Consider the following 21,654-nt stretch of genomic DNA (forward strand, 5'->3'; position numbering starts at 1 on the left):
GCCCACCCGCCGGGTCAGACGACGACCGAGACCATCCGGCCCTTCACCACGATCACCTTGCGCGGCTCCTTGCCGGCCAGCGCGCCTGCCACCGCCTCCAGCGCCGCCGCGCGGACGGTCTCCTCGGACGCGTCGGCCGGCACCTCGATCCGGCCCCGGACCTTGCCGTTGACCTGCACCGGGTACGTGACCGACTCGGCCACCAGCAGGGCCGGGTCGGCGACCGGGAAGTCCGCGTACGTCAGGGATTCCTCGTGACCCAGCTTGCGCCACAGTTCCTCCGCCATGTGCGGGGCGAACGGGGCGACCATCAGCACCAGCGGCTCGGCCACCTCACGCGGCGTCTCCGCCAGCCGGGTCAGGCCGTTCGTCAGCTCGATCAGCTTGGCGATGGCGGTGTTGAACCGGATGCCGTCCATGTCGGCGCGGACCCCGTCGATCGCCTTGTGCAGCAGCCGCCGGGTCGCCTCGTCGGCCGGCTCGTCGGTGACCCGCAGCTCCCCGGTCTGCTCGTCGACGACGGTGCGCCAGACCCGCTGCAGGAACCGGTACGAGCCGACGACCGCCCGGGTCTCCCACGGGCGGGACACCTCCAGCGGGCCCATCGACATCTCGTACACCCGGAACGTGTCCGCGCCGTACGCCGCGCACATGTCGTCCGGGGTGACGACGTTCTTCAGCGACTTGCCCATCTTGCCGTACTCGCGCCGGACCTCGGTCTCGCCGTGGAACCAGCGGCCGTCGACCTCGACGACCTCCTCGGCGGGCACGTACGCGCCGCGCGGGTCGACGAACGCGTACGCCTGGATCATGCCCTGGTTGAACAGGCGGCGGAACGGCTCGAACGACGAGACGTGGCCCAGGTCGTACAGCACCTTGTGCCAGAAGCGCGCGTACAGCAGGTGCAGCACGGCGTGCTCGGCGCCGCCGACGTACAGGTCGGTGCCGCCGCAGTCACCCGGACGCTGCGGCCCCATCCAGTACGCCTCGTTCTCCGGGTCGGCGAAGCGCTGCGAGTCGGTCGGATCCAGGTAGCGCAGCTCGTACCAGCAGGAGCCGGCCCACTGCGGCATCACGTTGGTCTCGCGGGTGTAGCGCTTGGGCCCGTCGCCCAGGTCCAGCTCCACCTCGACCCAGTCGCGCCGCCGCGACAGCGGGGTCTCCGGGTTGCTGTCGGCGTCGTCGGCGTCGAACGTCTTCGGCGAGAAGTCCTCCACCTCGGGCAGCTCGACCGGCAGCATCGACTCGGGCAGCGCGATCGGCGCGCCGGTCTCGTCGTACACGATCGGGAACGGCTCGCCCCAGTAACGCTGCCGGGAGAACAGCCAGTCGCGCAGCCGCCAGGTGACCGCGCCGGCGCCGTGTCCGTTCGCCTCCAGCCACTCGATGATCCGCGCCTTGGCCTCGGTGACGCCCAGGCCGTCCAGGTCGATGCCGCGCTCCGGCGCGGCGCTGTTGATCGCCGGGCCGTCCCCGGTGTACGCCTTGCCGGCGAAGCCCTCCGGCGGCTGCACGGTCCGCACGATCGGCAGCTCGAAGACCTCGGCGAAGTCCCAGTCCCGCTCGTCCTGCGCGGGCACCGCCATGATCGCGCCGGTGCCGTACCCGGCCAGCACGTAGTCGGCGATGAAGATCGGGATCTGCCCGCCGGTCACCGGGTTGGTCGCGTAGGCGCCGACGAAGACGCCGGTCTTCTCCTTGCTGTCCGCCTGCCGCTCCATGTCCGTCTTGGCCGCGGCGGCCTTCCGGTACGCCTCGACGGCCTCACGCGGGCTCGCGTGCCCGCCGGTCCAGGCGTCCTTCGTCCCCTCCGGCCAGGCGGCCGGCGTCAGCACGTCGACCAGCTCGTGCTCGGGGGCCAGCACCATGTAGGTGGCGCCGAAGACGGTGTCCGGCCGGGTCGTGAACACCCGCACCGGCGCGGCGGCGGTCGGGAAGTCGATGTGCGCGCCGGTCGACCGGCCGATCCAGTTGCGCTGCTGCAGCTTGATCGGCTCCGGCCAGTCCAGTGTGTCCAGGTCCTCCAGCAGCCGGTCCCCGTACGCGGTGATCCGCATCATCCACTGCTTCAGGTTGCGCTTGAAGACCGGGAAGTTGCCGCGCTCGGAGCGGCCGTCGGCGGTGACCTCCTCGTTGGCCAGCACGGTGCCCAGCCCCGGGCACCAGTTGACCGGCGCCTCCGAGACGTACGCCAGGCGGTGGTCGTCCACGACGCGCCGCCGCTCCCCCACGGACAGCTCGGCCCACGGCCGCCCGTCCGGGGTGGCGCGGGTGCCGCCCTCGAACTCGGCGATCAGCTCGGCGATCGGCCGGGCCTTGCGTGCGTCCGTGTCGTACCAGGAGTTGAAGACCTGCAGGAAGATCCACTGCGTCCAGCGGTAGAAGTCGGTGTCGATGGTCGCCACCGACCGCCGCTCGTCGTGGCCCAGCCCCAGCCGGCGCAGCTGCGCCCGGTACCGCTCGATGTTCGCCTCGGTGGTGGTGCGGGGGTGGGTGCCGGTCTGCACCGCGTACTGCTCGGCGGGCAGGCCGAACGCGTCGAAGCCCATCGCGTGCAGCACGTTGCGCCCGGCCATCCGCTGGTAGCGGGCGTAGCAGTCGGTGCCGATGTAGCCCAGCGGGTGGCCGACGTGCAGGCCGGCGCCGGAGGGGTACGGGAACATGTCCAGCACGTACAGCTTCTCGGCGCCCGCGCGCGGATGACCCGGGTCGGCCAGCGGGCCGGTCGGGTTCGGCGCGTGGAAGGTGCCGTCCCGCTCCCAGGTGTCCTGCCAGCGGTGTTCGATCTCGTCGGCCAGTGCGGCGGTGTACCGGAACGGGGGAATGTCGGTCGCCGGTGCGGCTGCCTCACTCATGGCGTCTCCTCGGCGCGGATCGGGCGATTCGAAAAAATTGTGGGCGGTCTGCTGCGGGCACAAAAAAGCCCCTCGCGCAGGAGGGGCGGCCGTGCTGTCGCGCGTTCAGCGCATCAACACGGCTCGGTAAGAAGCAGGAAGAACCCGGCCATGCAGGCAGTGTACCTCGCAGCCCTCGGCGGCGGCGCGCCTGTTCCGCCCGGAGCGGCCGGTCCCCCGGTCCGGCGAATATTCCGGGCGTAACCGACCGACCACCTGCGGGAGTCGGCAGTAACGACAAACATGGTTAGCCTGAGAGGCCAGTGAGATTACTGCGGCAGACGTGGCTCGGCGTCGCGAACCCAACGGCGGGTCCAGGTGCTCTATAAAGAGCTGCCGTCCAGGCGACGAGGAGGAGGCCCGTGACACAACAGACCTGGGACGAGGTGGGCGGTCTGCTGCCGCACGACGAGTTCCGCGCCGCCAGCGAGGCCATCGTGGCCAACATCGAGCAGGTCATCGAGGGCAAGACCGCCACCGTCCGGCTCGCCCTGGCGGTGCTGCTGGCCGAGGGCCACCTGCTCATCGAGGACGTGCCCGGCGTCGGCAAGACCAAGCTCGCCAAGGCGATGGCCCGGTCCATCGACTGCTCGGTCCGGCGGATCCAGTTCACCCCCGACCTGCTTCCCAGCGACGTCACCGGCGTGAGCGTCTACAACCAGGAGACGCACGACTTCGAGTTCCGCCCCGGCGCGGTCTTCGCCAACCTGGTGGTCGGCGACGAGATCAACCGGGCCTCGCCGAAGACCCAGTCGGCGCTCCTGGAGTGCATGGAGGAGCGCCAGGTCACCGTCGACGGCGTCACCTACCAGCTGCAGACGCCGTTCATGGTGATCGCGACGCAGAACCCGATCGAGATGGAGGGCACGTACCCGCTGCCCGAGGCGCAGCGCGACCGGTTCACCGCCCGCATCGCCATGGGCTACCCGGACCCGCGCGCCGAGCTGGCCATGCTCGACGGGCACGGCGCCACCGACCCGCTGTCGGGGCTGCGGCCGGTCTCCGACGCGGCCACCGTCCGCCGGCTGATCGGTCACGTCCGGCAGGTGCACGTCGCCGACGCGGTCAAGCAGTACGCGATCGACCTGGTCACCGCCACCCGGGAGGCGCCGGACCTGCGCCTGGGCGCGTCCCCGCGGGCCACGCTCCAGCTGCTGCGCACCGCCCGCGCGGTGGCCGCCCTGGAGGGCCGCGACTACGTGCTGCCGGACGACCTCCAGGTCCTCGCGGTGCCGGTGCTGGCGCACCGGATCATCCCGACCGCCGACGCCCAGCTGGCCCGGCGCACCACCGACGCGATCGTCTCCGAGCTGGTGCACCGCCTGCCGCTCCCGCACGACCGGCAGCGTTCGCCGTACGACACCCGCCCCGGCGGCGGCAACAACGGCCGCGGGCCGTACGAGCCGCGGAGGCCGTGACGTGCGCGACGGCCTGCGTGGGCTGACCACCCGCGGCCGCTCCTTCCTGGCGGCCGCGGTGGCCGCGGCGATCTCCGCCGGCATCCTGGGCGAGAAGGACCTGCTCCGGGTGGCGGTCCTGCTCGCCGTCCTGCCGCTGCTGGCCGCCGCGTACGTCGGGCGCAGCCGGTACAAGCTGGCCTGCAACAGGTCGCTGGAGCCGCACCGGGTGCCGGTCGGGGCCAGCTCCCGCGTGGTGCTGCGGTTGCAGAACCTGTCCCGGCTGCCCACCGGCACGCTGCTGCTGGAGGACCGCCTGCCGTACGCGCTGGGCAGCCGCCCCCGGGTGGTGCTGGAGCGGCTCGGCGCGCACCAGGCCAGCTCCGTGGCGTACACCGTCCGGGCGGACGTGCGCGGCCGCTACGAGGTGGGCCCGCTGGTGATCCGGCTGACCGACCCGTTCGGGCTGTGCGAGCTGACCCGCTCGTTCCCCAGCACCGACCACCTCACGGTGATCCCGCAGGTCACTCCGTTGCCGTCGGTGCGGCTACCAGGCGAGTACGCCGGCAGCGGCGACAGCCGGGCCCGCTCGGTAGCGGTACACGGCGAGGACGACGCCGCCACCCGGGAGTACCGGATGGGCGACGACCTGCGCCGCGTGCACTGGAAGTCCACCGCCCGCACCGGCGAGCTGATGGTGCGCCGCGAGGAGCAGCCGTGGGAGAGCCGCGCCACCGTCGTGCTGGACACGCGCGCCGCCGGGCACCGGGGCGAGGGGCCGACGGCGAGCTTCGAGTGGGCGGTCTCGGCGGCCGCCAGCATCGCCGTGCACCTGCGCCAGGCCGGCTACAAGCTGCGCCTGGTCACCGGCAACGGCGCCGACGTCGCGGCGACCGAGGCCGGCGGTGAGGGCCTGCTCCTGGACCAGCTCGCCGACGTGCACCTGGACCGGCGCGGCGAGATCACCACGCTGGTGCAGCAGGTCCGGCAGCGGGCCGACGGCGGCCTGATCATCGCGTTGCTCGGCACGCTCGGCGCCGCCGAGGCGGAGCTGCTGGCCGGTTTGCGCGGCAACGGCGCGACCTGTGTGGCGTTCCTGCTCGACAGCAACACCTGGCTGAACCTGCCGCCGAAGGCCCGCACCGAGGCGGAACGGGCGCACGGCGCCGCCGCGCTCGCGCTGCTGCAGAGCGGCTGGCGGGTCATCGGGGTGGAGCACGGCAGCCGTCTGCCGGTGCTGTGGCCGCAGGCCGGGCGCGGATCGCAGGGATTCGCGCTGCGGGCGGCCCTGGCCGAGACGGTCGCCGGAGGCATGCGATGACCGGAAGGAAGCTCCCGTGACCCCCCATCGCAACATCGGGTTCGTCGCCGCGGCGGCGACCCTGCTGGCGGCGGCCCCGCTGTCGGCGATCTTCGAACGCTGGACGTGGCTGATCCAGGCCACCATCGTGGTCGCCGTGGTGGCCGGCTCGGCCGCGTTGAGCCGGCTGGCCCGGGCACCGCTGTGGGGGCAGGTGCTGGCGATGCTCGCCGGCCTGACCCTGGGCCTGACGTGGATCTTCCCGAGCGGCGCCGAGCTGCTCGCGTTCATCCCGGCCCCGGGCACGTTCGCCCACTTCGGCGAGCTGACGCAGGCGTCGCTGGAGGACATGCGCTCGTACGGCGTGAAGGTGCCCGACGTCGACTCGCTGCTGTTCCTCGCGGTGCTCGGCATCGGCGCGGTCGCCGTGGTGGTGGACGTCCTCTCGGTCGGGCTGCGCCGGCCGGCGCTGGCCGGCCTGCCGATGCTCGCCATCTACTCGGTGCCGGTGGCGGTCTACCTGGACAGCGTCCCCGCCACCCCGTTCGTGGTGGGCGCCGCCGGCTACCTGTGGCTGCTGGTCACCGACAACGTCGACCGGGTACGCCGGTTCGGCCGCCGGTTCACCGGTGAGGGACGCGACGTCGACGTCTGGGAGGCGTCGCCGCTGGCCGCGGCGGGCCGCCGGCTGGCAGTGGTCGGCGTGGCGGTGGCGGTGGCCCTGCCCCTGGCCGTGCCCGGGATGACCGGCGGGCTGATGAACAACGTCGGCGCCGGGCCCGGTGAGGGCAACGGCCGGCCCGGCCAGGGTGGCAGCCCGGGCCGGATCGACCTGTTCGCGGCGCTCAGCGGCCAGCTCAACCAGAGCCAGGAAACCGAGCTGGTGAAGGTCAGCACCAACGAGCCGAGCCCGTTCTACCTGCGCCTCGGCGTGGTCGACGACCTGCGGCCGAGCGGCTTCCAGGCGCGCGTGCCCACCGGGCGGCCGGTCACCCGCGGCCTGCCCGACCCGAGCGAGCGCACCCCGCGTGGCGTCGAGCGGCAGCGCTACAAGGCCACCGTCGAGGTGTCGAAGAACCTGAACATGCCGCTGCTGCCGGTCTACGCCGATCCGGTGAAGGCGGACGACCTCAACGGCAACTGGCTGTACGACTCGAGCCAGCAGATAGTCTTCTCCAACCGGGAGAACGCCCGCGGCAAGAGCTACTCGTTCGAGTACGTGCGCTCGACGTTCAGCCCGGCGGCGCTGCGCGCCGCCCCGTCCCTGCCCGCGGACAGCCAGGTGAAGCGGCAGCAGACCGACCGGCCGTCGGTCCCGGCCGTCGAGGAGCTCGTCGACGAGCTGGTGAGGGGCAAGTCGAACGACTACGACAAGGTCCGCGCCATCTACGAGTACTTCTCCGTGGAGAACGGCTTCACCTACTCGCTGTCCACCCGCGACGGCAGCAGCGGGGAGGACATCACCGACTTCCTCGCCACCAAGGTCGGCTACTGCCAGCAGTACGCGGCGGCGATGGCCTGGCTGGTCCGGGCCGCCGGTATTCCGGCCCGGGTGGCTGTCGGCTTCACCAACGGCAGCAAGTCCGACGGCGGCACGTACGTGCTGACCAACCGCAACCTGCACGCGTGGACCGAGGTCAACTTCGGCAACGGGATCGGCTGGGTGCCGTTCGACGCCACCCCGGCGGCGAGCGTGCAGGGCTCGGTCCGCTCCGCGTGGGCGCCGGACACCGACGCCCCCGAGGAGGTCACCCCGTCGCCCGGCAGCACCGTCGCTCCCGGCGCCGCCGACCCGTCGGCCGGCCCGAACGAGGCGGACCGGCTCGACAAGGACACCGACCAGGGCCTGTCCCTGGGCGGAGGTGACCCGGCCGAGCAGAACCGGGTGTGGCCGTGGTGGCTGGCCGCGGCGCTGGCGCTGCTGGCGCTGTTCGCCGTACCGGGGCTGCGCCGCTCCACCCTGCGCCGCCGCCGGCGCGTCCGGGTCCGGGCGCCCTCGGCCACCGCGCTCGCGGTGCCGGGCCAGCGGGGCGAGGCACGGGAGGTCGTCGTCGGCGTGGACGCCGAGTCCGCCCGCGCCGACGCGCACGCCGCCTGGGACGAGCTGCTCGACACGCTCGTCGACTTCCACGTCCGGGTGGACCGCACGGAGACCCCACGCGCGACCGCCGAGCGGCTGGCCCGGGAGGCGCTCACCGAGAATGGCGACGCCGCAACCGGGGTACGGCTGCTGGGCCGGGCAGAGGAGCGGGCCCGGTACGCGCGGGACCCGCTCGCCGGCGCGGAGTTGCAACCGGCGCTGCGGACGGTCCGGGGCGCGCTCGCGGCCGGGGCCGACCGCCGCACCCGGTTGCTGGCCGCGCTGCTGCCCCCGTCGGTGATCCAGCGTTGGCGGACCGCCCTGGCCGAGCAGTCGGCCCGGATCGTCACCACGAGCGGGCAGGCCCGGACGCAGATGCTGCGCTGGAGCCCACGCCGCCTGTTGGCGGGCCGCACGGCCCGCTGACCGCCCCGCCCCGTCCCCCCGGCCCGTCCCCCGGCCCCCGGCCCGTTGATCAAGGAGTTTGTGTCTCCGCGAGGCCTCCGACCGGACACAAACTCCTTGATCACCGACTGCTCAGCGGGCTGGCGGGGTGGGGAGCGGGGGCGCTTGAGATCTTGGTAGGAAAAGGCCCCTATAGCGGCCCTTTCCTACCAAGATCTTCGCGTTTCCCGCGCTTTGGAAGATCGATCTCTAGTCGTGGACTATCAGCCGACAGGAGCCGCCGCAGGTCGGCGCGGAGGCGATGATCGGCTGCGAAGCACTGGCCAGCGGACCGGGGAGAGACTCACGCCGCAGCCGGGGAATCCGGGGGCACCGCCACACCGGCCGGCACCAGACGTCAACAGGCACGGCGCGATCGACGGCTACGCGCAGCCGCCGCCGTGGAGCGGGCACGACGAAGCGCACGCCGACGGGCGTCGCCGCGACATCCGCCCCGGTCCGGGGCGGAGCACGGTCAGCGGTGTCCCTCCGGGCGCTGCCGCCAGCGGTCCTCCATCCGGTCGAGGAAGGAGCCCCGGCGGCCACTGCTGCGGCCACGGGGACGACGCCGGCTCGTTGTGCCGCCGACCACGTGCAGGTCGGGCGACTGGGATCGGCGGTGCGACTGCACCGCGTAGCCCAACGAGGCCAGCATGACGACGAAACCCGCCACGGCCACCGCGGGAATCTTGATCACGGCACCATAGATCAACAGGGCCAGACCAGCGACGACCACGCCGGCAGCGACGAGCACGCGACGCCGCGCGTGGAAACGCGGGTCGCTGGCGCGCACGGCCGAGGCGAACTTGGGGTCCTCGGCAAGCGACCGCTCGATCTGCTCGAACAGCCGCTGCTCGTGCTCCGAGAGCGGCACGGCACTCCTCCCCGGTCACGTTGGTCGACCCGGGCGGGCCGACAGACCGTGGCAGCCAACCGGCTGCTTACCCGCAAGTCTACGAGGGCCCCCGCGCGTCGGAAAGCGGGACGACCTACGGCCGGGTCGGTTTTTCGACTTGTCGTGTATCACGACGGCCGAGAAGACTGGCCGGACCTATGACGGACCGCCCGAATCGGGCGGCCGCCGCATCGGCCGCCGCCTCCGCCTCACGCCAGCCGCGCTCGGGCGCGCCGAGGGTGAGCTGCTGCGGGGTCTCCCCGGCGGGGGCGAGACCTTCCATCCGGACCCCGACCAGCCGAACCGGCTCGCCGGGAGCGAGCGCGCCCCACAACGCCCAGGCCGTGTCGAACATCTCCCGGGCGGTGTCGGTGGGCACGGCGAGCGTGCGGGAGCGGCTGATCGTCCGGAAGTCGGCGAAACGGACCTTGAGCGACACGGTACGGCCCACCTGCCCGGCCGCCCGCAGCCGAGCGCCGGCCTTGTCGGCGAGCGCGAGCAGGGACCGCCGGATCTCGTCCGGGTCGGTCACGTCGATGTCGAACGTGACCTCCGCGCCGATCGACTTCTCCACCTGTTCGGGCGTCACCCCGCGCGGGTCGCGCCCCCACGCCAGCTCGTGCAGGTGGGCGGCGGACGCCTCGCCCACGGCCCGGCGCAGCAGGCCGGCCGGTGCCTCGGCGAGGTCGCGTACGGTGCGCAGGCCGAGGCGGCGCAGCGCGTCGGCGGAACGCTCCCCCACGCCCCACAGGGCGGACACCGGCAGCGGGTGCAGGAACTCCAGCACCCGGGCGGCCGGGACCACGAGCAGGCCGTCGGGCTTGGCCCGGGTGGAGCCGAGCTTCGCCACGAACTTGCTCGGCCCGACGCCCACCGAACAGGTCAGCCGCTGTTCCTCGGCGACCCGGCGGCGGATCAGCGCGGCGATGTCGGCGGGCCGGCCGAACAGCCGGCGGGCGCCCGCCACGTCGAGGAACGCCTCGTCCAGCGAGAGCGGCTCGACCAGCGGGGTGACGTCCCGGAAGATCCGCATGACCGCCCGCGACGCCTCGGTGTAGGCGGTGAAGTCGGGCGGCAGGTAGACCGCGCCGGGGCAGAGCGCCCGGGCACGGGCGGTGGGCATGGCGCTGCGGACGCCGTACTGCCGGGCCTCGTAGCTGGCGGAGCTGACCACGCCGCGCGGGCCGACGCCGCCCACCACCACCGGCCGCCCGCGCAGCTCGGGTCGGCGGCGCACCTCGACCGAGGCGTAGAACGCGTCCATGTCGACGTGCAGGATGGCGCAGCCGGTGTCGTCGGCGTCCGGCCCGAAGCGCGGGTCACCGCCTCGGGGCAACGACTGGCTGCGGCCCATGCCAGCAGGCTAGCCCGCCGGTCCGACAACCCCACCGCCCAGCCCGGCGGCCACCGACGCGGCCGCAGCCGCGGATGAGCCGGGTCAGCCCCGCACCACCAGCAGCGGAACGGTCATCTCGGCGGCGGTGTCCGCGCCGTGGTACGCCACCAGCCGCGACGCCATCGGCGGCTCGGAACGGGTGGCGACCACCGCGTACGTGTCCCGGCAGACCACCACCACGTCGCCGATCCGCCTCAGGTGCGCCTCGGGCACCGGCCCGAACCAGCCGGTCGCCACCGCCTCGGCGCGGGTCAGCACGTGCGCGGCCGGGCCCAGCAGCTCGGTCCAGGCGGCCACCACGTCGGCCTCGGCGCCCGGCTCGGTGTGCAGGTAGCGGACGCGGGGCTCACCGGCGACCACCAGTACCCCGGCGCGCAGCCGGGGATCGGCGTCCAGGTCGATCCGGTGCCCGGCGGGCACGTCGAGCTGGCCGTGGTCGGCGGTGACCAGCAGCGCGGCGTCCGGCGGCAGCCCGTCGACGAGCCGGGCCAGCAGCGCGTCCACATCGGCGGCGGCCAGCCGCCACGGCTCGGAGTCGACACCGCTGAGGTGCCCGTGCCGGTCCAGGTCGGGGTGGTACCCGGAGACCAGTGCGGGTCCGTCCCCGGCGGCCAGCGCCGCCAGCATCCGCGCGGCGAGCGCGTCCGCGCCGGCCGCGCCCCGGTAGTCGCCGCCCCGGTTGGCGGCGAGCGTCAGGCCACTGCCGGCGAACTCGGGGCGGCTGACCACGGTCACCGCCACCCCGGCGGCACGCGCCCGCTGGTACCAGGTGGGCACCGGCTGCCAGCTCACCGGGTCGGGGTCGCCGGCCCAGTCGACGTGGTTGAGCACCCGGTCGGTGCCGGGCACCCGGACGGTGAAGCCGAGCACGCCGTGCGCGCCCGACGCGGTGCCGGTGCCGAGGCTGACCAGGCTGGTCGGGGTGGTGGACGGGAAGCCGGTGGTGAGCGGCCGGCCGGTGGTGGCGGCCAGTCCGGCGAGCGTCGGGGCGTACCGGGCGGCGGTGGGGATCTGGTACCAGCCGAGGCCGTCGACGAGCAGCACCGCGATCCGGCGTACCCCGGCCAGCCCCGGTGCCAGGCCGAGCCGGTCGGCCGCACCGGGTACGCCGAGCACCGACAGCGCGCTGGGCAGCACGTCGGCCAGGCTGCCGCCGTCGTAGCGCGGCGCAACCCGGTCCAGCGGGCCGGGAGCCGGGCCGGTCATGCCGGGCGGCGGGCGAACAGGTGCAGTTGAGCGGCGAGATCACGGTACGGGGGCCGGGCCGCGAGCGCCCGTTCCAGCTCCACCAGGGCGGCCGGCTGACCGTCGGCCACGGCGGCCGGAAGCAGGTCGGCGAGCACCCGTACCCCGTGGATCTCCTCCACGGCGAGGCCGGCGGCGGTGAGCAGCGCGCTCGCGTCGGCGGCGTCGTAGCGGCGGCGCAGCGTGTCCCGGCGGCCGGTGGTGCCGTGCGGGTCGGCGGCCAGCGCCGCGGCGGCGTCAAGTTGCCCGTTCATCGCCCGGCCGAACACGGCGGCGGCCCGGCCGGCGACGAGCACGCTCGCCGCGCCGCCCGGGCGCAACGCGGTGACCAGCGCGGAGATCACCGGTTCCGGCTCGTCGACGACTTCGAGGACGGAGTGGCAGAGCACCAGGTCCACGGTGGCCGGTTCGACCAGCCCGGCGAGCGCGTCGGCGTCGCCCTGCGTCGCGCGTACCCGGTCGGCGACCCCGGCCTCGGCGGCGCGGCGGGTCAGCGCGGCGAGCGCGTCGGGGCTGGCGTCGACCACTGTGACCCGGTGACCGGCCTCGGCGAGTGGGACGGCGAAGCCGCCGGTCCCGCCGCCGACGTCGAGCACGGAGAGTCGTTCGCCGGCCCGCCGGTCCAGCTCGGCCCGGAGCACCGACCAGATGACGGCGGTGCGGGGGGTGAGGGTTCGGATCTGCTCCACGCGCCGAGCCTAGTCACCCCCCGGCCCAGGTTCAGGACTCGCCGCCGCCGGCGGGGTCGTCCTCGGCGCGGGAGCGCTGGTCGTTGGCCACCGGGCCGTCGGTCACCTGGTATTCCCGCGGCTCGGCCTCGTGGGTGGGCGCCCAGTCGGCGCCGAGGCGGGTCCGTCGGGCGTTGGCTACGCCACCGGCGTACGTGCGGTGAAAGGTCATCTGTTCATCCCCCATACCCCGGGTGGGCCACTCTGCCCACCCGCGTCGGGAGTCTCCCGCCTCCGGCTCACGGAAACCGTAATGTGGATCACTCCATCAACGGAAATCCCTGGATGCCGGTGTGACGGGGGGCTCGATCGCGTCCAGCCGGTCCGCGGTGAGGTTCGTGACGCCCTCGTGCCGCTGCAGCCGGCCCCGCACCACCAGTGCTCCACTGGTGCGGGCGATTCGACGGTAGCGCTGCCACAGCCCCGGGGAGCAAGTGACATTCAGCATTCCGGTCTCGTCCTCCAGGTTGAGGAACGTGACGCCGCCGGCGGTCGCCGGGCGCTGCCGGTGGGTGACGATCCCGCCGACCCGGATCCGCTGCCCGGGCGGCACCTGGCCGAGCCGGGCGATCGGCACCGCGCCCAGTTCGTCGAGGCGGTCCCGGATGAACCGGGCCGGGTGGCTCTCCGGGGACAGGCCGGTGGCCCAGACGTCGGCGACCAGGCGGTCCACCGCGGCCATGCCGGGCAGCGTGGGCGGGTCCGCGCCGGTCACCGTGCCGGGCAGCCGGCCGGGCCGGTCCTGGGCCGCCGCGCCGGCGGCCCAGAGGGCCTGCCGCCGGGTCAGCCCGAAACAGGCGAAGGCGTCGGCGGTGGCCAGCGCCTCCAGCTGCGCGGCGGTGAGACCGACGCGGCGGGCCAGGTCCGGCATGTCCCGGTACGGCCCGTGCGCCGTCCGTTCCGCCTCGATCCGCTCGGCCACGTCCTCGCCGAGGGTACGGACGCTGCCCAGCCCGAGCCGTACCGCCGGGCCGCCCAGCCCCCAGGCGTGCGGCGGCTCGCCCGGCACGCTGCCCCACCGCGTCTGCGGGGTGGACTCCAGCACCGCCTTGGCGCCGCTGGCGTTGATGTCCGGCCGGCGTACCTCCACGCCGTGCCGGCGGGCGTCGTCGGCGAGCGTCTGCGGCGAGTAGAAGCCCATCGGCTGGGCGTTGAGCAGCGCGGCCAGGAACGGGCCCGGGTGGTAGCGCTTGAGCCACGAGCTGGCGTACACCAGGTAGGCGAAGCTCATCGCGTGGCTCTCCGGGAAGCCGTAGCTGGCGAACGCGGTGAGCTTGCGGTAGACGTCGTCGGCCAGCTCGCCGGTGATGCCCCGCTCGGCCATCCCGGCGTAGAGCCGGTCGGCGATCTGCGCCATCCGCTCCACCGACCGTTTCGCCCCCATGGCCCGGCGCAGCTGGTCGGCGCCGGCCGCGTCGAACCCGGCCAGGTCGATGGCGAGCTGCATGAGCTGCTCCTGGAACAGCGGCACGCCGAGCGTCTTCTCCAGCGCGTTGCGCATCAGCGGGTGCGCGTACGTGACCGGCTCCTGGCCGTTCTTGCGCCTGATGTACGGGTGCACCGAGCCGCCCTGGATCGGGCCGGGCCGGATCAGCGCCACCTCCACCACCAGGTCGTAGAACTCGCGCGGCTTGAGCCGGGGCAGCGTGGCCATCTGGGCGCGGCTCTCCACCTGGAACACGCCCACCGAGTCGGCCCGGCAGAGCATGTCGTAGACCTCGGGGTCGTCCAGCGTCATGTCGCCGAGGTCGAGGCGGGAGCCGATCAGGTCGTAGCCGTAGTGCAGCGCCGAGAGCATGCCGAGGCCGAGCAGGTCGAACTTGACCAGGCCGACGGCCGCGCAGTCGTCCTTGTCCCACTGGAGCACGCTGCGGCCGGGCATCCGGCCCCACTCCACCGGGCACACCTCGATCACCGGCCGGTCGCAGATCACCATGCCGCCGGAGTGGATGCCCAGGTGCCGGGGGAACGTCTGCAGCTCGTTGGCGTACGCGACCACCTGCTCCGGGATGTCCGCCACGTCGACCGCGGCGACCGAGCCCCACCTGTCGATCTGCTTGCTCCAGGCGTCCTGCTGGCCGGGTGAGAAGCCGAACGCCTTCGCCACGTCCCGCACCGCCGACCGGGGCCGGTACGAGATGACGTTGGCGACCTGGGCGGTGTGCTCCCGGCCGTAGCGGGCGTAGACGTGCTGGATCACCTCCTCCCGGCGGTCGGACTCGATGTCCACGTCGATGTCCGGCGGGCCGTCGCGTTCCGGGGCGAGGAACCGTTCGAACAGCAGCCGGTGCCGGACCGCGTCCACGTTCGTGATGCGCAGCGCGTAGCAGACCGCCGAGTTGGCCGCCGAGCCCCGGCCCTGGCAGTAGATGTCCTGCGCACGGCAGAACGCGACGATGTCGTAGACCACCAGGAAGTAGCCGGGGAACCCGAGGTCTTCGATCATCCGCAGCTCGTGTTCCAGCTGCGCGTACGCCTCCGGGTGCGCCTCGGGCGGGCCGTAGCGCTCGCGGGCGCCGTCCATGGTCAGCCGGCGCAGCCAGCTCATCTCGGTGTGCCCGGGCGGCACCGGGTACGCCGGCAGCTTCGGCGCCACGAGCTGCAGGTCGAAGGCGAGTTCCGCGCCGTACTCGGCGGCCCGCGCCACCGCCCCCGGGTACGCGGCGAACCGCGCCGCCATCTCCGCGCCGCTGCGCAGGTGGGCGGTGGCCGCGGCGGGCAGCCAGCCGTCGATCTCGTCGAGGCTGCGCCGGGCCCGGACCGCCGCGACCGTGGTGGCCAGCCGCCGCCGGCCCGGGGTGGCGTAGTGCACGTTGTTCGTGGCGACTGTGGGCAGCCCGGCCGCGGCGGCCAGGTCGGCGAGCGCGTCGTTGCGGTCGGCGTCGACCGGGTGGCCGTGGTCGGTCAGCTCCACCGCCACCGTCTCCGCGCCGAACAGCGCGGTGAGCCGGTCCAGCTCCCGGGCCGCCGCGTCGACGCCCTCGGTGAGCAGCGCGGCGGGCACGTGCCCCTTGCGGCAGCCGGTGAGCACCAGCACGTGGTCCTTCAGCTCCGCCGCGATCTCCTCCAGCTCGCCGTAGACCGGGCGGCCCTTCTCCCCGCCGCGCAGCTGGGCCCGGGAGATGGTGGCGGCCAGGCGCGCGTACCCCTCGTGGCCGTGCGCCAGCACCAGCAGATGCCGGCCGAGCGGGTCGGGTTCGCCGTTCTGCGGGCCGGGCAGTCCGAGCGACAGTTCCGCGCCGAAGATCGTCGGCAGCCGCAGCGCGCGGGCCGCCTCGGCGAAGCGCACCACGCCGTAGAAGCCGTCGTGGTCGGTGACGGCGAGCGCGGTGAGCCCGAGCCGGGCCGCCTCCTCGGCCAGCTCCTCCGGGTGGCTGGCCCCGTCGAGGAAGCTGAAGTTGGAGTGCGCGTGCAGCTCCGCGTACGGCACCACGCCGTCCGGCCGGTCCAGCTGCGGCGGCCGGTATTCCTGGCGCTTGCGGCTCCACGCCGGTGAGTCGCCGCCGTCGGCGTCGACCGCGAGCGGGTCGACCACGTGCAGGTGCCGCTCCCCCTTGGCCCGGCCGGAGAGCACCTGCTCCAGCTTCGACCAGGGCATCTTCGGGTTGTGGAAGCTCACCGGTGCCCGCCTCGCCCTGCACCCGAAAGCCCGAGATCTTGGTACGAAGCGGCCCCCGGAGGGGCGCTTTCGTACCAAGATCTTTCCCGGCGCTCAGTCATAGATCGCCTCCACCAGCCACTGCCCGCCCTCGACCGCGAGCAGCAGCGCAGCGCCGTCGGCCAGGCACACCTGGAACCGGGCCCGGCGGCGCGCCTCGGCCGGCGCCCACCAGCGTTCGTCCACCGGCCACGGGCCGGCCCAGCCGGTGATCTCGGCCGGGCGCCCGTCGCCGACGGTGAGCCGGGCCGGCGCCGCGCTGACCGCCAGCCGCGCGCTCACCACCACCGGATCCCCGGCCGCGTCGCGCACGTCGGCGGCCAGTGGGGCGGGCAGCACCACGGCCGGCGCGGGCGGCGGGATCCGCCCCGGCCACGGCGGCTCGGCCATCGCCCGGCCCCGCCCGGCCCGCCGCCCCGCACGGCCCCCAGGGGGTACGACGACAGGGGCGGACGCGGCACCCGGAGCGGCCCCGGCGGCCGGGCGCGACGGCGTCACGCCGCTCGCCGGAGCGGCCGGAGCCGGGCGCGACGACGTGACACCGCGCACCGAACCGGCCGGGACCGGGCGCGACGACGCGACACCGCGCACCGAACCGGCCGGGACCGGTGGCGCGGCGGTGGGAGAGGCGGGCGGCAGGGGTGGCGGGCCGGGGCGCGCGGGCACCCGCTCGTCGCCCCACGGCACGAGGCGCACCTGGTCGGCCGGGGACCGCCCGCCGCCGAGCACGGCGGTGACCACCGCCTCGGGGCCGAGGATGCCCTGCACCCGGCTCAGCGCGCGGTGCGCCCGCTCCCGTTCCGCGCCGGTCTCCCCCCACAGCCCGGGCTGCAGGCCCGCCTGGGCGAGCACCCCGTCGGGCACCAGCCGCAACCGGACGATCCCGGCGGTCGGGCGGGCCGGGCGCGTCCCGCCCCGGCCGTTGCTGCCGGTGAGCCAGCCGTCGAGCTGCCAGCGGACCCGGTCGGCGATGGCCGCGGCGGTGAGCAGGCCGTCGTGCCGCCAGACCCGGTGCAGCTCCTGGCCGTGCGCGGTGACCGCCTCGATGCCGAGGCGGGTGCAGGCCAGCCCGTACCCGGCCAGCCGCTCGTGCAGCAGTTCGGCGAGCGTGCGGGCGGCGAACGCGGCGGCGTCGACCCGGTCGACCGGCTCGTCGTAGTCGGCGGTGACGATCAGGTCGGCGGGCGGCTGCCGGACCGCGAGCGGGCGGTCGTCCCGGCCGCCGGCGAGCCGGTGCGCCAGCGCGCCCTCGAAACCGAACCGGGCCAGCACGTCCCCGGCGGGCAGCGCCGCGAAGTCGCCGAGGGTGCGGACGCCGAGCCGGCGCAGCAGGTCGGCCAGGGCGGGCCGGCCGAGCGCCTCGACCGGCCGGGTGGCCAGGAACTCGCGGGTGCCGCCGGGCGCCACGATCCGCCCCTCCCGGGCGGCCAGCCCGGCCGCGAACACCCCGTCGGCGATGCCGACCTGGCTCTCCACCGCGCAGCTCTGCGCGACGTGCTCGACGATCCGCTCGGCCGCCGCCTCCTCGCCGCCGAGGTAGCGGCTCGGCCCCCGGGCCGCCGTGGCGCAGGCGCCGGGCCGGATCACCTCGACGCCGGCGACCACCTCCTCCACGGCGGCCACCACCGGTTCGAACGCCCGCGCGTCCCGCCCCGGGTCGTGGTCGACCACCGTCAGGTGCGGGCAGCGCCCCTGCGCCTCCCGGCGGCGCAGCCCGCGCCGGATCCCCTCGGCACGGGCCCGCTCGGAGCAGGCGACCACCCGGTTGGCGTGCAGCACCACGACCGGGTCGGTGGCGGGCACCCCGTCGACGATCTCGGCGGCGAGGACCGGCCAGTCCGGGCACCAGAGCAGCAGCGTCCGCTGCGGTACGCCGCTCACGCCGGCCCGGCCACGGCGGGCGTACGGGCGGGCGGAGCCACCACGCGCAGCCGGCGCGACGGCGCGGCGGACGGTGCGCCGAACCCGGCCGAGCGGGGGATCACCCGGGTCAGCTCGTCGCCGGGCAGCCACACCTTGATCTCCTTGGGGCGGGCGGCGGCGCCCCGCCCCCGGGCCGAGACGGTCACCTCACGGCGGCGCAGCCGCCCGCGACCGGCACCGAGCCCCTGCCAGACGCCCCGGACCACCTGGAGCGTGACGTCCGCGCCGTCCCACCGGCCGTACGGGACGAGCACGCTTCCGCGCTGCCGGGCGCGGGCGGCCAGCCGGGTGGCGATCGAGGCGGAGACGGTCGCCGGCACGGCGGTGACCACCACGTCGACCCCGTCGATGAGCGCGGCGACCACTGTGGGCCACTCCGGCCCGGGGTCGGGCACCAGGGCCAGCCGGTCCAGGGCGATGCCCGCCTCGGCGGCGGCGCCGGCCCCGAAGGTGGGTACGCCGACCACGGCGCACCACGAGCCGGCCCGGGACGCCTCGGCGAGCAGCGCGAGGATCAGCGAGGTGGCGCCGCTGCGCCGGGGCTGGCCGGCGCCGACCGCGACGGTGCTGCCGCGGCGCAGGCCACGGTTGGGCAGCAGCCCGGTCAGCTCGGCCCGGACGGGCAGCACCCGGTGGCCGCCGGCCGGGTCGGGCGCGCTCGCCGGACGGACCAGCTCGGCCAGGGCGGCGGAACCGACCACCATGCGGCCCGCCATCGGACCAACCCCCCGTCGTGTTTCCGCCACGGGCCCGCCCGTGGATGGTGCTGTGGATCGTGTGCTGTGGATCGTGTCGGTGCTGCGGCACGTGGTGCCGTTGGTGCGGCGCCCGGCCACCCGGGGTCCCGCCGGTGGTGGCCGGGCGCCACGAATCAGGCGGCTGCCGCTCCGGGCCGCGACGGCGGGGAGTCGGAGACGCCGCGCCGCAGGGGCCGGGGCAGGCCGTCGAGCGCCGGCTGGTGGGCCAGGCCGAGCGCGGTCTCCACCACTGTCACGAACTCCTCGGCGGCGCGCAGCAGGTCGTCGGCCTCCCGGGCGGTGACCACCCGGGGGATGCCTGCTTCGGCGGCGGCCCGCTTGCTCGCGCCGGCGGCGAAGTAGGCGGCCCACTCGTCCAGCTCGGGGGCGACGGTGGCGAGCAGCACCCAGACGCTGGTGATCCGGTTCCGCCGGGTGGGCGCGGGACGGGCCCGGGCGGCGAGCACTGCGGCGGCGGCGCGCAGCGCCGCGAGGTGGGCGGCGGCGTACCGGAGACCGTCGGGACGGGTGCGGGCGGCCTCGGCCAGCCCGTCGCGGGCCACCGCGAGCAACTGGGCGGGGGTGCGGTGCGGCAGCACGTGCGCGGGCACCGTGGGCGCCTGGGCCGGACTGGTCGGCATGGGTCTCTCCTCCGCGTGTGGCCGGGGCGGGCGGTCGCGCGACGGGGAAACCGTCGCCCGGTCGCCCGGGGCGGTCGGTGCGGAGGAAGACGCACCTTCAGGTGGCTGGCCGGCCGGGTGTGGACGCTTCCCCACACCCACCCCCGGCCGGCGTGCCGGCGGGTCCGTCGCCCGCCGCCCGGGGGTCGTGGGCGGCGGGCGACGACCTGCCTGACGGGCCCGGACTCGCGACTGTCCGAACCCGGTGCGGCCCGCGGTGCCGCACCTCCCGGAAGCCGGTGCCGCGAAACACCGCTTCCGGAGCGTTCGACGGGTGCCCGACCGGTCGGACCGGAGCCGGGCCAGCCGGGGAGCTGAGCCGCTATCCGCTCCAACCGAATCGAACACTCGTTCTAACTACCCTGACAGTACACCTCCCCACCGACGAAAACGCAACGTGTGACGCGCCGGGGACACACGGGAGGGCCACGGCCCCCGGCGGGGTCGTACCGGGGGTGAGGGAAGAATGGGGGCATGCAGCCACACCCGAACGTGCAGGCGGTGCAGCGAGCGCTCGACGAGGCGGGCGCGCGGGACGGATCGGGCGAGGCCAGCCTCGTCCGACTGCTGCCCGACGCGGTGCACACCGCCGCCGCCGCGGCCGAGGCGCTCGGCGTCGCCGTCGGCGCCATCGCCAACTCGCTGATCTTCGACGCGGACGGCGCGCCGCTGCTGGTGCTCACCTCCGGCGCGCACCGGGTGGACACCGCCGGGCTGGCCGCCACGCTGGGCGTGACCCGGCTGCGCCGGGCCACCCCGGAGTTCGTCAAGCAGCACACCGGGCAGGTGATCGGCGGCGTCGCCCCGGTCGGCCACCCCACGCCGCTGCGCACCGTCGTCGACACCGCCCTGACCGGGTACGACGAGGTGTGGGCGGCCGGCGGCGTACCCCGGGCGGTGTTCCCCACCACGTACGCGGAACTGCTGCGGATCACCGCCGGCGCGCCGGCCGAGGTGGCGTGAACCCCGAACTCGTCACGCTGCACGTGTGGCGTGTGCCCCGGCGGGCCGTACCCGGTGTGCCGGCCCGGATGGCCACCCACCCGGCGCGGCTGCGCCGCCTGCCCGGCGTCCGCTTCGCCAAGCTGCTCGGCACCGGGACCGGCACCGGATTCGGCCCCGGCGACGCCGACCTGACCCGATGGGCCGCGCTCGTGGTCTGGGACTCCCCCGCCGACGCGGCCGGCTTCGACGCCTCCCCGGTCGCCCGCTCCTGGGCCCGGATCGCCCGCGCCGCGGTACGGGTCGACCTGCGCCCGCTGACCAGCCGCGGCCGGTGGTCCGGCCGGGAGCCGTTCGGCGCGCCGTCGGGCGGGCGGGTCACCGGTCCGGTGCTGGCGCTGACCCGGGCCCGGCTGCGGGCCCGCCGGGCGGCCACGTTCTGGCGGGCGATCCCGCCGGTCGCCACCGAGCTGCACGCCGCGCCCGGCCTGCTCGCCCGCTTCGGCGTCGGCGAGGCGCCGCTGGGCTGGCAGGGCACGGTGAGCGTGTGGCGCGACCCGGCGGACCTGGTCGCGTTCGCGTACCGTTCCCCCGAGCACCGCGCCGCGATCACCCGCACCCCCACCGAGGGCTGGTACGCGGAGGAACTGTTCGCGCGGTTCGCGGTGGGCGACGTGGTCGGCGACCGCACGGTGCTCGGCTGGGCCGCCGAGGGCGGCCCGGAAACAGCGAGAGGGTACGCATGAGGCTGGTGCGGTGGACACCGGACGACCTGGTCCGGCGGCTGGACGACGTGGTGGCCGTCTACGGCGAGGCGATGGGCTACCGGCCCGACCTGCTGGAGGCCCGCCGCGGCTACATCGCCACCCACGTACGCCGGCCCGGCTTCCGCGCCGTCGCCAGCCTCACCACCGAGGGCCACCTGGCCGGCTTCGGGTACGGCTACCGGGGCGCCACCGGGCAGTGGTGGCACGACCAGGTGCACCGGGCGCTGAACGCGCGGGACCGGCAGCGCTGGCTGGCGCACCCGTTCGAGGTGGTCGAGCTGCACGTCCGCCCGCCCGCGCAGGGGCACGGCCTGGGCGCCCGCCAGTTGCGCGCGCTGCTCGCCGTGGCCGAGGGCGACACCACGCTGCTGTCCACGCCGGAGGCCGACGAGGAGAAGTCCCGGGCCTGGCGGCTGTACCGCCGGTTCGGCTTCGTCGACGTCCTGCGGCACTTCCACTTCCCCGGCGACGAGCGGCCGTTCGGCGTGCTCGGCCGGGACCTGCCGCTGCCCCCGCCGGACGCCCCGTGAGCGCGAGGAGTGAGCCGGGTTTGCGAGCCCCGCAGTCG

Annotated in this window: 16 protein-coding genes; 6 read left to right on the forward strand and 10 right to left on the reverse strand. The window is 75.1% G+C overall.

Features of this window, described 5'->3' with window-relative positions; translation table 11 throughout:
- Positions 1-14: 14 nt before the first annotated feature.
- Entirely contained in the window at positions 15-2,855 is a 2,841-nt protein-coding gene (leuS, locus tag HA073_RS18105) for a leucine--tRNA ligase (protein WP_166456905.1), read from the reverse strand.
- Between the two features lie 401 nt (positions 2,856-3,256).
- On the opposite strand from leuS, the gene HA073_RS18110 reads away from it, so the two are divergent.
- Genes HA073_RS18110 through HA073_RS18120 form a run of 3 tightly spaced genes read left to right on the forward strand, consistent with a single transcriptional unit; the run spans position 3,257 to position 8,097 of the window.
- Entirely contained in the window at positions 3,257-4,312 is a 1,056-nt protein-coding gene (locus HA073_RS18110; RefSeq protein WP_043329458.1) for a MoxR family ATPase, read from the forward strand.
- Between the two features lies 1 nt (position 4,313).
- Positions 4,314-5,612, forward strand: a complete 1,299-nt coding sequence (locus tag HA073_RS18115; protein ID WP_030500230.1) for a DUF58 domain-containing protein — start codon at positions 4,314-4,316, stop codon at positions 5,610-5,612.
- A 16-nt stretch (positions 5,613-5,628) separates the two neighbouring features.
- Complete coding sequence (locus HA073_RS18120) at positions 5,629-8,097, forward strand: DUF3488 and transglutaminase-like domain-containing protein (RefSeq protein ID WP_166456906.1); 2,469 nt, start codon at positions 5,629-5,631, stop codon at positions 8,095-8,097.
- 493 nt (positions 8,098-8,590) lie between these two features.
- Here the strand turns inward: HA073_RS18120 and HA073_RS18125 are convergent, their stop codons facing one another.
- From HA073_RS18125 to HA073_RS18165, 9 genes are all read right to left on the reverse strand, one after another.
- The gene (locus tag HA073_RS18125; RefSeq protein ID WP_030500228.1) at positions 8,591-8,989 is read right to left on the reverse strand and encodes a DUF3040 domain-containing protein; all 399 of its coding nucleotides are present in this window, start codon (positions 8,987-8,989) and stop codon (positions 8,591-8,593) included.
- Between the two features lie 115 nt (positions 8,990-9,104).
- Complete coding sequence (locus HA073_RS18130) at positions 9,105-10,364, reverse strand: DNA polymerase IV (RefSeq protein WP_069089022.1); 1,260 nt, start codon at positions 10,362-10,364, stop codon at positions 9,105-9,107.
- Positions 10,365-10,448: 84 nt separating this feature from the next.
- The gene (locus tag HA073_RS18135; RefSeq protein WP_166456907.1) at positions 10,449-11,612 is read right to left on the reverse strand and encodes an alkaline phosphatase family protein; all 1,164 of its coding nucleotides are present in this window, start codon (positions 11,610-11,612) and stop codon (positions 10,449-10,451) included.
- Positions 11,609-12,340 carry a methyltransferase domain-containing protein gene (locus HA073_RS18140; RefSeq protein ID WP_030500225.1) on the reverse strand — a complete coding sequence of 244 codons (732 nt, stop codon included), beginning with the start codon at positions 12,338-12,340 and terminating at the stop codon, positions 11,609-11,611. The genes HA073_RS18135 and HA073_RS18140 overlap by 4 nt, the downstream gene beginning before the upstream one ends.
- A gap of 31 nt (positions 12,341-12,371) precedes the next feature.
- The gene (locus HA073_RS18145) at positions 12,372-12,551 is read right to left on the reverse strand and encodes a hypothetical protein (protein ID WP_030500224.1); all 180 of its coding nucleotides are present in this window, start codon (positions 12,549-12,551) and stop codon (positions 12,372-12,374) included.
- 96 nt (positions 12,552-12,647) lie between these two features.
- A complete protein-coding gene (locus HA073_RS18150; RefSeq protein WP_166456908.1) occupies positions 12,648-15,998 on the reverse strand; it encodes an error-prone DNA polymerase in 3,351 nt (1,116 codons plus the stop codon).
- A gap of 93 nt (positions 15,999-16,091) precedes the next feature.
- Entirely contained in the window at positions 16,092-17,918 is a 1,827-nt protein-coding gene (locus HA073_RS18155) for a DNA polymerase Y family protein (RefSeq protein ID WP_166456909.1), read from the reverse strand.
- Positions 17,915-18,676 (reverse strand): hypothetical protein, encoded by a 762-nt coding sequence (locus HA073_RS18160; protein ID WP_064445216.1) that lies wholly within the window; start codon positions 18,674-18,676, stop codon positions 17,915-17,917. The genes HA073_RS18155 and HA073_RS18160 overlap by 4 nt, the downstream gene beginning before the upstream one ends.
- A gap of 155 nt (positions 18,677-18,831) precedes the next feature.
- Positions 18,832-19,338 carry an SAV_6107 family HEPN domain-containing protein gene (locus tag HA073_RS18165; RefSeq protein WP_064445215.1) on the reverse strand — a complete coding sequence of 169 codons (507 nt, stop codon included), beginning with the start codon at positions 19,336-19,338 and terminating at the stop codon, positions 18,832-18,834.
- 513 nt (positions 19,339-19,851) lie between these two features.
- Here HA073_RS18165 and HA073_RS18170 point away from each other — a divergent pair.
- The 3 genes from HA073_RS18170 to HA073_RS18180 are packed head-to-tail and all read left to right on the forward strand — an operon-like array spanning position 19,852 to position 21,616.
- On the forward strand, positions 19,852-20,340 hold the full coding sequence (locus HA073_RS18170; RefSeq protein ID WP_064445214.1) for a YbaK/EbsC family protein: 489 nt from the start codon (positions 19,852-19,854) through the stop codon (positions 20,338-20,340).
- Entirely contained in the window at positions 20,337-21,065 is a 729-nt protein-coding gene (locus HA073_RS18175) for a monooxygenase (protein ID WP_043329444.1), read from the forward strand. The genes HA073_RS18170 and HA073_RS18175 overlap by 4 nt, the downstream gene beginning before the upstream one ends.
- Positions 21,062-21,616, forward strand: coding sequence for a GNAT family N-acetyltransferase (locus HA073_RS18180; RefSeq protein ID WP_043329442.1), 555 nt, complete (start codon positions 21,062-21,064; stop codon positions 21,614-21,616). The genes HA073_RS18175 and HA073_RS18180 overlap by 4 nt, the downstream gene beginning before the upstream one ends.
- The last annotated feature ends 38 nt before the right edge of the window (positions 21,617-21,654 follow it).

The organism is Micromonospora sp. CMU55-4, from assembly GCF_011602315.1.
Taxonomy (GTDB): domain Bacteria; phylum Actinomycetota; class Actinomycetes; order Mycobacteriales; family Micromonosporaceae; genus Micromonospora; species Micromonospora chalcea.